At 72.6% G+C, this 13,577-nt stretch carries 11 protein-coding genes; 8 read left to right on the forward strand and 3 right to left on the reverse strand.

Going from position 1 to position 13,577, the window contains the following annotated elements; all coding sequences use genetic code 11:
- Positions 1–84: 84 nt before the first annotated feature.
- From BX286_RS29700 to BX286_RS29730, 6 genes are all read left to right on the forward strand, one after another.
- A complete protein-coding gene (locus BX286_RS29700; RefSeq protein WP_079430586.1) occupies positions 85–957 on the forward strand; it encodes a helix-turn-helix domain-containing protein in 873 nt (290 codons plus the stop codon).
- Positions 958–1,201: 244 nt separating this feature from the next.
- Complete coding sequence (locus BX286_RS29705; protein ID WP_100862488.1) at positions 1,202–2,560, forward strand: 6-phospho-beta-glucosidase; 1,359 nt, start codon at positions 1,202–1,204, stop codon at positions 2,558–2,560.
- Positions 2,561–2,655: 95 nt separating this feature from the next.
- Positions 2,656–4,710 carry an MDR family MFS transporter gene (locus BX286_RS29710; RefSeq protein WP_187344216.1) on the forward strand — a complete coding sequence of 685 codons (2,055 nt, stop codon included), beginning with the start codon at positions 2,656–2,658 and terminating at the stop codon, positions 4,708–4,710.
- Between the two features lie 452 nt (positions 4,711–5,162).
- A complete protein-coding gene (locus BX286_RS29720) occupies positions 5,163–5,903 on the forward strand; it encodes an ATP-binding cassette domain-containing protein (protein WP_100862487.1) in 741 nt (246 codons plus the stop codon).
- A 45-nt stretch (positions 5,904–5,948) separates the two neighbouring features.
- Positions 5,949–7,166 (forward strand): hypothetical protein, encoded by a 1,218-nt coding sequence (locus BX286_RS29725; protein WP_148710300.1) that lies wholly within the window; start codon positions 5,949–5,951, stop codon positions 7,164–7,166.
- Positions 7,163–7,753 carry a hypothetical protein gene (locus BX286_RS29730; protein WP_100862485.1) on the forward strand — a complete coding sequence of 197 codons (591 nt, stop codon included), beginning with the start codon at positions 7,163–7,165 and terminating at the stop codon, positions 7,751–7,753. The genes BX286_RS29725 and BX286_RS29730 overlap by 4 nt, the downstream gene beginning before the upstream one ends.
- Before the next feature lie 334 nt (positions 7,754–8,087).
- On the opposite strand, the gene BX286_RS29735 is transcribed toward BX286_RS29730, so the two are convergent.
- On the reverse strand, positions 8,088–8,585 hold the full coding sequence (locus BX286_RS29735; RefSeq protein ID WP_261993546.1) for an NUDIX hydrolase: 498 nt from the start codon (positions 8,583–8,585) through the stop codon (positions 8,088–8,090).
- 185 nt (positions 8,586–8,770) lie between these two features.
- On the opposite strand from BX286_RS29735, the gene BX286_RS29740 reads away from it, so the two are divergent.
- On the forward strand, positions 8,771–10,321 hold the full coding sequence (locus BX286_RS29740; RefSeq protein ID WP_121016822.1) for an NAD(P)/FAD-dependent oxidoreductase: 1,551 nt from the start codon (positions 8,771–8,773) through the stop codon (positions 10,319–10,321).
- On the opposite strand, the gene BX286_RS29745 is transcribed toward BX286_RS29740, so the two are convergent.
- Positions 10,285–11,352: an ATP-dependent DNA ligase gene (locus BX286_RS29745; protein WP_121016824.1), complete on the reverse strand. Its 1,068-nt coding sequence runs from the start codon at positions 11,350–11,352 to the stop codon at positions 10,285–10,287. The genes BX286_RS29740 and BX286_RS29745 overlap by 37 nt on opposite strands.
- A 75-nt stretch (positions 11,353–11,427) precedes the next feature.
- On the opposite strand from BX286_RS29745, the gene ligD reads away from it, so the two are divergent.
- Positions 11,428–12,459, forward strand: a complete 1,032-nt coding sequence (ligD, locus tag BX286_RS29750; RefSeq protein ID WP_185117151.1) for a non-homologous end-joining DNA ligase — start codon at positions 11,428–11,430, stop codon at positions 12,457–12,459.
- A gap of 87 nt (positions 12,460–12,546) precedes the next feature.
- On the opposite strand, the gene BX286_RS29755 is transcribed toward ligD, so the two are convergent.
- Positions 12,547–13,545 (reverse strand): superoxide dismutase, encoded by a 999-nt coding sequence (locus BX286_RS29755; protein WP_121016826.1) that lies wholly within the window; start codon positions 13,543–13,545, stop codon positions 12,547–12,549.
- Positions 13,546–13,577 lie beyond the last annotated feature (32 nt).

The raw sequence follows: 13,577 nt of genomic DNA on the forward strand, positions 1-13,577 counted from the left end.
GGCCTCGTCCGAGCCGGTGAGGAGCGCCTGGCGGGCGACGAGTCCGCCCGTGGCGCAGTGCGGTCGGAGCGGCGCAAGGAGATTTTGCGCCAACGCCGCGAAGAACTGGGCCTGAGCCAGGAAGACCTCGCGGCGCGCCTGCGCATCAGCGTACGCGCGTACGGGAACTGGGAGCGCGGCCTGGTCAAGGAATGGACGGACCGCAAGCTCCTCGCCCTGGCCGAGGCCCTGGAGATGAGCGAGCGGCAGTGCTTCTGGCTCTTCCGCATCATGGTCGACCGCGACCCGCCGCCGACCTGGCGCGCGGCCGAGGAGAACCGGCTGCCCCAGGACCCGGCGCAGCGCGACTACCTGGTCGACTACGCGGCCCTGATGGAGGCCGTGCCCTACCCGAGCTTCCTGGTGGACCACCGCTGGGACGTGGCCCTCACCAACTCGGCCTTCGACCGGCTCTTCCAGACGGTGAGACCGCACCCCACGGCCCTGCCGGACGACAACTTCCTGCGCTTCGTGCTGTTCCACCCGGACGCCGCCGCCGTGCTGGAGGACCACGAACCGGCCTGGTGCGTACCGCTGCTGGCCCAGTTCGCCACCGCCCTGGCGGCGTCCCCGGACGACGAGGGGCTGCGCAGCATCCGCCAGGAGGTGGCCCGTGACCCGTTCATGGAGGCGGCCTACCGCTACGGGGTCCCGCACTGGCTGACCACGCACGGGCAGGAGGCCGCCGAACAGGACGGCGCGGTGCGCACGGTGCGCCACCCCGACCCGGTCTGGGGTCTGGTGCGCTGCCGGATGGTGGCCGAAACCAGCCGGATGCTCGACGGGATGGGGCTCACCCGGATCACCCTGGTGCTCTCCGCCCCGCAGGGCCTGCCGACCGGACCGGTGCGCGGCGGCGCGGGCTTCCCGCAGCAGCAGGGAGCCCGTCTGCGGGCGGTTCCGACACTGGGCGACTGAGGCGGCGGGAGACACACTGGTCCCCACCGGGGACACTGGTTCCCCGAGCGCTGCCACGGCGCGCGCGGCGGCGGGATCCGGCGAAGCTCCGGTACGCCGCCGCCGCGCGCCGAGGATCCGATGCCACGATCGGCGACATCGAGCGGATGTCGCCGATCGTGGCATTCGTGTCGCTGTCCGGGGCGTCCCGCCCCGGGCCGCGGCGGCGACGGGTACCTCGAAAGGCCGGAAGGACGGTAGGGGCGTGCGGTTGACCATCCTCGGCGGGGGCGGATTCCGCGTCCCGCTCGTCTACGGAGCACTGCTCGGCGACCACGCCGAGGGGCGGGTGTCCCGGGTGACCCTCTACGACGAGGACCCCGTGCGGCTCGCCGCGATGGCCCGGGTGCTCGCGGACCAGGCCGCCGCCTCGGGAGCGGCCGACGCCCCGGAGGTCAGCGCCACGCGGGACCTGGACGAGGCCCTGCGCGGGGCCGACTTCGTCTTCTCCGCCATCCGCGTCGGCGGCCTGGAGGGGCGTGCGGCGGACGAGCGCATCGCCCTGGCCGAGGGAGTGCTCGGCCAGGAGACCGTCGGCGCGGGCGGGATCGCGTACGGACTGCGGACCGTGCCGGTGGTGCGGGAACTGGCGCGCAGGATCGCCCGCGGCGCCCCGGACGCCTGGGTCATCAACTTCACCAATCCGGCCGGGGTGGTCACCGAGGCGATGTCCGAGGAGCTGGGCGGCCGGGTCATCGGCATCTGCGACTCGCCGGTCGGTCTCGGCCGCCGCATCGCCCGGCTGCTGGGCGTCGCCCGCCCCGGGGAGGCCTGGATCGACTACGTCGGCCTCAACCACCTGGGCTGGGTGCGCGGCCTGCACGTCGGCGGGCGCGACGAGCTGCCCCGGCTGCTGGACGACACCGAGGCGCTGGAGTCCTTCGAGGAGGGGCGCCTCTTCGGGGCGGAGTGGCTGCGCTCGCTGGGCGCGATCCCCAACGAGTACCTGCACTACTACTACTTCAACCGTGACACCGTACGGGCCTACCAGGAGGCCAAGCAGACCCGCGGAGCCTTCCTGCGCGACCAGCAGCGCGGGTTCTACGCCGAGGCCGGCCGGCCCGGGCAGCCCGCCGGGGCGGCGCTGGCCGCCTGGGACCGGACGCGGGCCGAGCGCGAGGCCACGTACATGTCCGAGAACCGCGAGGTGGCGGGGGTCGGCGAGCGCGAGGAGAGCGACCTGGAGTCCGGCGGCTACGAGAAGGTCGCCCTCGCGCTGATGCGGGCCATCGCCCGCGACGAGCGGGCCACGCTGATCCTCAACGTCCGCAACGGCTCGACCCTGTCCGTGCTGGACGCGGAGGCGGTGATCGAGGTGCCCTGCCTGGTCGACGCGAACGGGGCCCACCCGGTGTCCGTGGCCCCGCTGCCCCTGCACGCGGTGGGGCTGGTGACCTCGGTGAAGGCGGCCGAGCGGGCGGTCCTGGCCGCCGCGGCGAGCGGCTCCCGCGCCGACGCGGTGAAGGCCTTCGCGCTGCACCCGCTGGTGGACTCCGTGTCCGTGGCCCGGCGGCTGCTGGAGGGGTACGCGGCGCAGCACCCGGGCCTGGCCCACCTGCGCTGAGCCCGGCGGACCGGACCGGCGGGACCGCCGTACGGGTTCACCCGCACGGCGGCTTGCGGCATGCGGGGCGGGCGGGCGGCTGTGACAGTGCGAGGGTGACCACTGCCCCCGCCACGGCCGCGCCGCCGCCCGCGCTCGACCGGCGGCGGCGCAACGTCGTCTTCGGCACGATCATGCTCGGCGTGCTGCTGGCCGCCCTCGACCAGACCATCGTGGGCACCGCGCTGCCCACGATCGTGGGGGACCTCGGCGGCGGGGACCACATGGCCTGGGTGGTGACCTCCTACCTGCTGGCGGAGACCGTCGCGACCGTGCTCGTCGGCAAGTTCGGCGACCTCTTCGGCCGCAAGGCCGTCTTCCAGGTCTCCGCGGTCGTCTTCATCACCGGCTCCTTCCTCTGCGGGCTCGCCGGGAACATGTCCCTGCTGATCCTGTGGCGCGGGGTCCAGGGCATCGGCGCCGGCGGCCTGATGGTCACCTCCATGGCGCTGATCGCGGACGTGGTGCCGCTGCGCGAGCGCGGCACCTACCAGGGCGCGATCGGCGCCGTCTTCGGCGTCGCCACCGTCATCGGCCCGCTGCTCGGCGGGCTGTTCACCGACCACCTGAGCTGGCGCTGGGCCTTCTACGTCAACGTGCCCATCGCGGTGCTGGTGGTCGCGGCCGCCGCCCGCACCATCCCCTCGGTACGGGCCCGGGGCAGGCCACGGATCGACTACCCGGGCATCGCCCTGGTCGCGGTGGGGTCGAGCGCGCTGATCCTGGCCACCAGCTGGGGCGGCAACGAGTACCCCTGGACCTCCGGGGTGATCGTCGGGCTGCTGGCGGGCGGGGCGCTGGCGCTCGCGCTGTTCTGCCTGGCCGAGACCCGGGCCGCCGAACCGATGCTGCCGATGCGGCTGTTCCGCAACCCCGTCTTCACCGTGTGCTCGGTGCTCAGCTTCGTCGTCGGCTTCGCCATGCTCGGCGCGATGACCTTCCTGCCGACCTACCTCCAGTACGTGGACGGGGACTCCGCCACCCTGTCGGGCGTACGGACCCTGCCGCTGGTCATCGGCCTGCTGATCGCCTCCGTCTTCAGCGGCAACGTCACCAGCAGGACCGGCCGGTACCGGATCTTCCCCATCGTGGGCTGCGCGGTGATGGGCGCCGGCCTCTACCTGCTGTCGCGGATGGACGCGGACACCGGCGGCGGGCTGGAATCCGTGTACATGTTCGTGCTCGGTGCCGGGATCGGCCTGTGCATGCAGGTGCTCACCATCGCGGTGCAGAACACCGTGGACTACGCCGATCTCGGCACGGCCACCTCCGGCGTGACGTTCTTCCGCACGCTGGGCAGCTCGTTCGGGACCGCCGTGTTCGGGACCATCTACGCCAACAGCCTGGGCCCCGGACTGAAGGCCGCCGTGGCCGGGGCCGCCCGGGCCACCGGCCGGGACCCGGCAGGGCTCGCGGCCGCGGCGCAGAGCCCGCAGGGGGTGCACGCGCTCGACCCGGCGGCGTCCGGCCCGATCGTCGGCGCGTACACCCAGGCCCTGCACACCGTGTTCCTGTGGACGGTGCCGGTGGCGGCCGTCGGCTTCGTCGTCGCGCTGTTCCTCAAGCAGGTCCGGCTGCGCGACACCGTCCGCGCCGCGTCCACGGACATGGGCGACGGCTTCGCCTCGCCGGCCACGGCCTCCGGGGACTCGGCCAAGCTGCTGGAGCTGGCCGTGGGCAAGCTGGTGCGGAACATGGGCCCGCAGCAGGCCCGGGAGATCGTCGAGGCCTCCGACACCCGGCTGGACATGGCCGGCGCGTGGGCCGTGATGCAGGTGGACCTGCTCACCCGCACGGTCGGGCACGCCGGCCTGGGGCTGATCGCCTCGCGCCGGTCGCTGCCGCCGGAGGTGCTGCTGCCGGTCTTCGACCGGATGGTGGAGGAGGGCTTCCTGACCCGGCAGAACGGATTCTTCAGCCTGACCCGGGGCGGACAGCGGGAGGCCGACGTCATCTCCGCCGCGTGGGCGCAGTGGCTCGGCGACCAGCTGGAGCGGGACCGCGGCCGTCCGCGCAGCGCGGAGCTGAGGGCGGCGGCGGACGCCATCGCCAAACGGCTGCTGGCCGAGGACCTGCGCGAGGGAAACTTCGCGCCCCGGCAGGGGGCCTAGGCGGCTTAGGCCGGTTCGAGTCGCACATCAACTCCTGGCGGGCGGGTAACGAGTCGCACCGCTGGTGGGACGGCAACACCAGCTCGGACTACACGGGCATCTACTTCTCGGGCTGCTCCGCGGACGGCGGCGGCGGGTTCAACTACGCCGGGCTGCAGCTGTGGAAGGACATCCCTTCCGCTCCGGACCGTTCCAAGGGGACCCGGACGAACTACTGCGGGTGGGTGGACTACGGCGACCCGGACGACGCGGGCAACTACTACTTCGCGCTGACGGACGTGTCCCATGGCACGTACATCTCGGTCAACTACGTCAAGGTCGGCTGGTAGTACGGTTGTTGAAAAAGTAGTACGAGGGTCCCGGTGGATTCAGCACCGGGACCCTCTCCTGTCCAATGTCCCACAACCAAAGCCATCCCACTGCCGGTGGGATAGCGGATTGTGCGTTCCTCCATGTCTCTCGTTTTTAATCACGTTTCGTTCCGGTACGGGTTAAAGACCCCCGTCTTCAATGACTTCAGTCTCCAAATCGACGCGCGGGCAACCGTCCTCCTCGGACCGAACGGAGCCGGGAAGTCCACGCTGATGGCTATCGCCGCCTCTCACCTGTCCCCCTCTTCCGGGTCGGTCACCTGCAACGGAGGCACCGCAAAGGGCCGCCATCTGGCGGCCTACCGCAAGCGCGTGGCGTGGATCCCCCAGCAGATCACCCCCATGCCCGGGCTGACCGTACGCGAGCAGGTCGCCTACGCGGGATGGCTCAAGGGCATGCCAAGAGACCAGGCATGGAAAGCATCCGGGGAAGCCCTGCGCCGCGTCGACCTCACCCCCCTCGCGGGGCGCAAGAGCCACCAGGTGTCCGGCGGGCAACTCCGACGCATGGGCATCGCGGGAGCACTGACCCACCGCAGTGAGCTGATCTTGATGGACGAGCCGACAGCCGGCCTCGACCCCACACAGCGCCTGGTCTTCCGTGAACTCGTCGGCGACCTCGTCGGCAACGTCCAGGTGATCGTCTCCACGCACCAGACCGAAGACCTCGCCGATCTGTACACGCACGTGGCCGTCCTCTCCCAAGGCCGGATCCGGTTCCAGGGCAGCCCCGCCGAATTCCACGCCCTGGCACCGGCCACCGCGGGCGGACGCGAGCAGGCCGAGGCTGCCTACGCGATGCTCGTCGGACGGGAGATCTGACCGGTGCGCCTCGCCACTCTCCTTCGGTCCTCCTCCGCCGCGCTCATGCTCGTCTTTCTCGCCGGCTACGTCCTGTTGCTCCTGTCGGAGCCGATCACAGCGGGCACCGTCCACGGTTACGGGCCGTCTGTCCTCGGCAACGCCTCCTACACGATCCCGTTCGCCGCCGCCGCATGCGCGGCGAGCGGAGCGTGGGAAGGCGCTCGCCTGCGCCGGGGCAACGTCTTCGGGCAGACTCCTTCCCGCAGCCGGCTCGCCATCGCCTTGCCGTTACTCGCCCCCGTGTGGGCGATGGGAGTGGCCGGGATGCTGATCGCGGTCGGCATCGGGGTCTCCGCGGCGGGAACGCTGCCGCCTTTCTCCCATCTGGGCATGTTCGTGGTGTTTGCGATGCTGATGGCGGCCGCTACGCTCGCCGGATACCTCTTGGGCGGTCTTCTTCCGCAACTTGCGGCCGCGCCCTTGGCGATGGTCGTCGGGTTCTGCGTGACCGCGTTCCCTGGATCATGGGACACGCCGTGGCCTCGCCATCTGGTCGCGGGTGCCTATGACAGCTGCTGCTCGGTCGGATCGGTCATCGACCCCATGGTGGTATGGGGGCCGCTCCTGTTCACCGGCGGAGTCATCGCCGCGTGCCTCCTGGTCATCGCCCAGGCCAGGCGCTGGAAGCCTCTGGTTGTACTGGTCGCCGCTTCCGCTGCCTCGGTATACCTGGTGGTGAACGTGAGCTACAGCCCAGTCACCGACCGGAACCCCGACGCACTGGTCTGCGACACCGCGGGCGCCCCGGAGGTATGCCTGTGGCCCGAGACACCGGACCGCTCCAGGATCGTGGCGACAACCCGCACCTACAGCGGACGCCTGCAGAGCGCCGGGTTCCCCATGCTCTCTTCCTTCACCCAAAACCGTGACCTCAAGCCCGGACAAGCCCACTTCGGAGGCAAAGGCCAGGTGCGCGAGCAGGACGTGGCTGCCAACCTCACCAACACGCTCCTGCCCCCCGTACCCGAATGCGCCCGCACCAGCCGCAAGTACCCTGCGTATCCCGCCCGGGGACCACTTACCGCTTGGCTGACCGCCATCGCCACCCAAACGCCCCCGGCGCCGGTCCAGGGCCGTATCTCACCCGACGACGCGGAACTCGCCCAGAAGGTCCTCACGCTGCCTTCCGACCGTCAGCGCGCCTGGTACGAGACGAACCGGGCCGCGCTCACCGGCTGTGACCAGAAGCCGACCCTGAATCCTGAAGGGGCAAGCCGGTGAACTGGTGGGCCGCATCCCGCAACGTCCTCGCCCTCGCCGTCGTCACCGCTGCGACGGCCGGTACCGGCCTGGCCTTCGGGCAGAGCCGCATCCCAGTACCCGCAATGGTCGGTGGGGCCGGACACTTCCTTCTGGGCGCACTGATCACCGTCACCCCTGCCGTGATCTGGCTTGCTTTCACGGGCCGTGCCAGAGATGCAACTGAAACGGTCGCCGTGCGGGCTGTCCACCGCCTCGACACCCTCCTCGCCGCTGCTTGTGCAGTCCTCGCACTGGGCATGGCTGTTCTCGGACACTTCATGGGCGCCGACGCCGTTGCCTTGGCGATCGGCCGGAACACAGCCTTCTACCTTGGCCTGGCGCTCATCCTCCACCCCCTCACGGGCGCTCGGATTGCGGCCCCAGTCCTCACCGCCATACCCCTGATCCTCGCTGTTGGGGGCTGGAAGAGCGGGGGGCGCGGAGCCCAAGCGTGGGCTGTCGTCCTGCACCCCTCCACCAGCCTGCCCGCCCTCGTAGCCGGTATCGCAATCCTCCTTGCTGGGACTCTGTTCAGCAGCCTCAAGCAGCCGCGCGGCACTTTCTGAAAGAGAGCCCTCCGCATATCGACCCGGCGAAGAAGCGGCCCCGGGCCTGACCGGCAACGAGGAGCCGTCGAGGTGGCCCTGAGCCCTCCGGTGACGCCGATGCCGGCCCGGGCCGTGGAGTCGGTGCCCGGCCCGGCACTGTGGGCGAACTCGTTTTCGAGCCGTGCATCCAACATGCACGGTCACCCGGACGGCTCTCGTCCGACGTCCCGGCGCGGACATCACCGCCGGCCGGTGGGAGGCTGGAAAAGGGGCACGAGTGGAGGTGGCGGTGCGTCCCATCTGGTCCGGTGCGATCTCCTTCGGCCTGGGTCACGCTCTGAACCGGCCCCACCTAGCCCTGCGTCGCGCGGGTGGCGTAGTCGTGGCCGGGGGCCGTGGGCAGTGAGGTGAGGGCGGGGTTCCAGGCGTGCAGGACCGCCGCCGAGGGGGCGTAGAGCGCTCCGGGGATCTCCTCCGGGGCGAACCAGCGCCACTGGGCGATCTTGTGCGGTTCGGTGACGGCCGGGGTGCCCGTGGCGGAGCGGGTCAGGGCCGCCGCCGTCAGCCGGGTGACGGCGGTCTCCGTCGCGGAGAGCTGGACGGCCAGCACTTCGACGGCCTCCGGGGTGGTGTGCAGGGAAGTCTCCTCGGCGAGCTCGCGCGCGGCGGCCTGTTCGAAGCCCTCCCCGGGGTCGACCTTGCCGCCGGGCAGTTCCCAGCGCCCGTCGTGCGCCTGGCCGAGCAGGACCCGGCCGTCGGGGCCGAGCACGATCAGGCCGACGCCGACGACGGCATGGGGCTGGGGGACGCCCCGCGGGGCGCCGGCGGTTTCGGGGGTCTGGGGAGTCACGCGGGGCTGTCCTGTTCCTCGTCCGGCGGGAGTGGCCATTGTCCCATCCGACGCCGCGAGGAGACGGGGCGTCAACCCGGAGCGGGGCCGGTCCATCGGACGGGTGTGCGAGTTTCGGCCAGGGCTCGTGCGTGCAGGCTCTGGCGGTCCGATCGTCGTATGTACCTCGGCTCAGGGGGCGCGCAATGGCACATGTGCTGGTGATCGGTGGTGGGGTCGCGGGGCTCGCGACGGCCCTTCTGGCGGCCCGGCGGGGGCACACGGCCGAGGTCTTCGAACGCGACACCCGGGCCCCCGGCGCCGCACCCGACCGGGGCCTCCCGGCGGGGGACGTCCTCGGCCGTGACCTCCTCGGCCGGGACGTCCTTGGCCGTGACCTCCTCGACCGGGACTTCTTCGGCTGGCACCGTCCGGGCGTCCCCCAGGCTGCGCAGCCGCACCTGCTGCTCGGCGCCGCCCGCGCCGTGCTCCGGGCCGAGCTGCCCGACGTGTACGCCGAGATGCTCCGGCTCGGTGCCCGCGAGCGGCACGAGCTCGACTGGTTCGACGTGAGACCCCCCGCGCGCCCCGGCGACGAGGACCTGGTGCTGGTCCAGGCCCGCCGCATCGTGCTGGAGAGCGCGCTGACCACCGCCCTGCGCGCGCAGCCGGGGGCGGTGGTGCGCTACGGGGAGCCGGTCACCGGGCTGACCGCGACCGGGGGCCGGCAGCCCAGGATCACCGGGGTGAGCACCCCGGGCGGCGGGTACGGGGGCGACCTCGTGGTGGACGCGGCGGGCCGGCGCGGCGGCTGCGCGTCCCTGCTCGCCACGGCCGGCTGCCGCCCGGGCACCGTCGAGCGGCACCGTACCGGCCTCGCCTACTTCTGCCGCTGGTACCGGCTGCCCGACGGCGTGGACGAGGGGCCGCGCCGCCCCTGGACGGTGACCGGCGGAGCCTTCGCGGGCTGCGCGGTCTTCCCGTCCGACAACCGGGTCTTCGCCGTGACCGTGTTCGCGCACACCGGCGACCCCACCCGGGGCGCCCTGCGCGACCCGGCCGTCTTCGAGGCCGCCGCACGGGCCTTCCCGCCCGGCGCCGCCTGGCTGGGGCTGGGCGCCGAGCCGCTGTCGGGGGTACTGGCCACGGCGGGGCTGGACAACCGGTGGAGCCCCCTGGCCGACGCGCGGGGCCCGGTGGTGAGCGGCATGGTCCCCGTCGGGGACGCCCTCACCCACACCAACCCCACCCTGGGCCAGGGGACCTCGCTCGCGCTGTGGGCGGCCGACCGGGTGGCCCGTACCGCCCACCGGGACCCCGGATCCCCCGGCTTCGCGGCCGGGTACCACGGCTGGGCGCTGCGCACGCTGAAGCCCTGGTTCGACTTCCAGGCGGGCGCGGACGCGGCCGTCGGGGCACGGCTGGCGGCCGGGGCCGGGGCCGGGGTCGTGGTGCCGGGGGGCGGGGGTGCGGGGAGCCTCGCCGGGCGGGCGCGGGAGGCGGCCGCGCTGTTCGAGTGCGCGCTGGAGGACCCGGAGGTGATGCGGGCCCGGGCCAGGGTCCGGCACCTGGCCGAACCGCCCGGACGGGCCTACGCGGACCCCGCCGTCCGGGCCAGGGTGGCGATCTGGCTCGCCCGGCGGCCCGACTGGGCGCCGAACGCGGTGGGACCGGACCGCGCGCGGTGGGAGGAGCTCACCGCGGCCGCCGCCGTGCCCCCTCAGCCGGCCTCGCCCAGGACCTCGGCCAGGTCGTAGCCGACGACCTCCTCCAACTGCTCGTACGTGCAGCTCTCCGGGGTGCGGTCGGGGCGCCAGCGGACGAACTGCGCGGTGTGCCGGAAGCGGTCGCCCTCCATGTGGTCGTACTTCACCTCGCAGACCCGTTCGGGACGCAGCGGCACCCAGGACAGGTCCTTCTTCCCCGTCCAGCGGCTCTGCGCGCCGGGCAGCCGGGCGTTCTCGTGGGCGGCCTCCTCGGCCCAGGAGGCCCACGGGTGCCCCGTGACGTCCGGCATCCGCAACGGCTCCAGTTCCCCGACGAGCTCGGCGCGGCGCTTCATGGGGAAGGCGGCGCAGACGCCCACGTGCTGGAGCGCGCCGTGGGCGTCGTACAGGCCCAGGAGCAGCGATCCGATAACCGGACCGCTCTTGTGGAAACGGAAGCCCGCGAGGACGACGTCGGCCGTACGCTCGTGCTTGATCTTGAACATCAGGCGGGCGTCGGGCCGGTAGGGCAGATCGAGGGGTTTCGCGACGACCCCGTCGAGCCCGGCGCCTTCGAACCGCTCGAACCACTCCCGCGCGAGCGCGGGATCGGTGGTCGCGGGCGCGAGATGCACGGGGGGCCGGGCTGTGGAGAGGACGTGGACCAGGGCGCTGCGGCGGTCGGCGAGCGGGGTGTCGAGGAGGGCCTCGTCGCCGAGGGCGAGCAGATCGAAGGCGACGAAGCTGGCCGGGGTGGTCTCGGCGAGCAGCTTCACCCGGGAGGCCGCCGGGTGGATCCGCTCGGTCAGCCGGTCGAAGTCCAGCCGCCCGCCGTGGACGATCACGATCTCCCCGTCGACCACGCAGCGGTCCGGCAGGTTCTCCTTGAGCGCCGCCACCAGCTCGGGGAAGTACCGGCTCAGGCTCTTGCCGGTACGGCTGCCGACCTCCACCTCGTCCCCGTCGCGGTGCACGATCGCCCGGAAGCCGTCCCATTTGGCCTCGTACTGCATGCCGGGCGGGATCCTCGCCACGGACTTGGCGAGCATCGGCTTCACGGGCGGCATCACCGGCAGGTCCATACCGCCGATTCTGCGGTGGTACGTCCGGGCCCGCTCGGTGTGCGGGGCCGCCCGCGCGCGCCTACCGTGGCGCCCATGGCTGGTAGCGCGGGTGGTGCGATCGAGCTCGACGCGGGCGGGCGGGCGGTACGCCTGTCCAGCCCCGACAAGGTGTACTTCCCGGAGCGCGGGTACACCAAGAGGGACGTCGCCGAGTACTACCTGGCCGTCGCCCCCGGGATCACCCGCGCCCTGCGCGACCGCCCCACCACCCTGGAGCGGTACCCGGAGGGGGTGGAGGGCGAGTCCTTCTTCCAGAAGCGGGCCCCGAAGAACCTGCCCGACTGGATCCCGACCGCCCACATCGCGTTCCCCAGCGGCCGCACGGCGGACGAGATCTGCCCCACCGAGCCGGCCGCCGTCCTGTGGGCCGCCAACCTGGGCTGCCTCACCTTCCACCCCTGGCCGGTGCGCCGCGGGGACACCGACCGGCCGGACGAACTGCGCATCGACCTGGACCCGCAGCCGGGCACCGACTACCACCACGCGGTGGCCGCCGCACACGAACTGCGGGCCCTCCTGGACGAGGTGGGCCTGCGCGGCTGGCCCAAGACCTCGGGCGGACGCGGGCTGCACGTCTTCGTGCCGATCGAGCCGCGCTGGACCTTCACGGACGTCCGCCGGTGCGCGATCGCCCTGGGCCGGGAGCTGGAGCGGCGGATGCCGGGGAAGGTCACGACGGCCTGGTGGAAGGAGGAGCGCGGCGAGCGGATCTTCGTGGACTACAACCAGACCGCCCGCGACCGGACCATCGCCTCGGCGTACTCCGTCCGCCCCCGCCCGCACGCCCCGGTCTCGGCGCCCCTGCGCTGGGAGGAGGTGGACGACGCGGAACCGCGCGACTTCGACATCGTGACGATGCGGGCCCGCTTCGCCGAACTGGGCGACCTCCACGCCGACATGGACGACCACGCCTTCAGCCTGGACGCCGTCCTGGAACGCGCGGCCCGCGACGAACGCGACCACGGCCTGGGCGACATGCCGTACCCCCCGGACTACCCGAAGATGCCGGGCGAACCCAAACGCGTCCAGCCAAGCCGAGCCAGACACCAGGACCCGCAGGACTGAACCACCGTAGGTTCGCCCACCGCACGGGGACTTCGAAGCCCTCGCTCGCCGGCGTGCGCGGGTCGGCGGCTAGGGGGCGGGCGCGGGTCAGAAGTCGTCCACTTCGGCGATCGTGAAGGGGACGGGGGTTCCGGCGCCGAAGGGGCCGCCCTTGTCGTACTGGGAGCGGGTGACGAGCAGGCCGTGGCCGGAGCGGAGGACGGACGTCGGGATCTGCAGTTCGGAGCTGCTGAAGACGGCCTCCTGGGTGACGGACTGCGCGGCGGGCGAAACGGCCAGGCGCACCAGGGTGTTCGTGCGGTTGAGGGCCACCCAGAGCTTGCCGTCCCGGTAGGAGAGGCCGTCGGCGTTGGGCAGGGAGACGCCGGGGACCGTGGTGACGGCGCCGGTGTCGGTGGCGATGCGGTACAGGGCGCCGGTGGTGGTGTTGGCGGTCAGCAGGGCGCCGCCGTCGACGTACGCGATGCCGTTGAGGTTGAGGCCGGAGTGCTGCGTGTAGTCGGCGGGCGTGCCGGTGAGGTCGCGCCAGGTGTCGAGCGCGGTGTCGGTGCCCTGCGTCCGGGCCTGCGTCAGCTGCTGCGGGGTGACCCGGTAGACGGCGGGGTTGAAGGAGTCCGTGAGGTAGGCGGTGCCGTCGGGGCCGAAGGCGAGGTCGTTCACGCCGCCGGAGGCGAAGGGGATGTGGAACCGGGCCACGCGGATGCCGGTGGTGTCGTCGTACACGGTGACCGACCGGTCCGTGCCGCCCGAGACCCACAGCCGGCCGGATCCGTCGGCCTTGACTCCGGCGGCGTGGGCTCTGCCGTCCGTGCCGGACGGAAGGAAGACCGACGCCTGCGTCCCGCCGGCCGGCAGCCGCAGGACGGATCCGTCGCCGTAGGCGGAGACGAACACGTCGCCGGTCGAGGGGTCCTGGGTGAGGCTCTCCGGATACAGCCCGAAGCCGGGCAGGGAGGCGGCGGTCCGGACGACGGGCGCGGCGAGGGCGGTTCCGGCGGCGAGGACGGTGGCGCACAGGGCGGCCGTGCCGCCCACGGCGAGGCGGCTCAGCCGGATGCGGAAACGGTTCGGGCTGGTGACTGACATGGTGAGGCGATCCCTTCCGGGTGTCGTGTGGG

Source organism: Streptomyces sp. 3211.6 (assembly GCF_003634815.1).
Taxonomy (GTDB): Bacteria; Actinomycetota; Actinomycetes; order Streptomycetales; family Streptomycetaceae; genus Streptomyces; species Streptomyces katrae_A.

Coding starts and splice junctions, on each gene's coding strand:
- BX286_RS29720 (WP_100862487.1), top strand. CDS start 5,163: ATGTCTCTCGTTTTTAATCACGTTTCGTTCCGGTACGGGTTAAAGACC.
- BX286_RS29725 (WP_148710300.1), top strand. CDS start 5,949: ATGCTCGTCTTTCTCGCCGGCTACGTCCTGTTGCTCCTGTCGGAGCCG.
- BX286_RS29740 (WP_121016822.1), top strand. CDS start 8,771: ATGGCACATGTGCTGGTGATCGGTGGTGGGGTCGCGGGGCTCGCGACG.
- BX286_RS29745 (WP_121016824.1), bottom strand. CDS start 11,352: ATGGACCTGCCGGTGATGCCGCCCGTGAAGCCGATGCTCGCCAAGTCC.
- ligD (WP_185117151.1), top strand. CDS start 11,428: ATGGCTGGTAGCGCGGGTGGTGCGATCGAGCTCGACGCGGGCGGGCGG.
- BX286_RS29755 (WP_121016826.1), bottom strand. CDS start 13,545: ATGTCAGTCACCAGCCCGAACCGTTTCCGCATCCGGCTGAGCCGCCTC.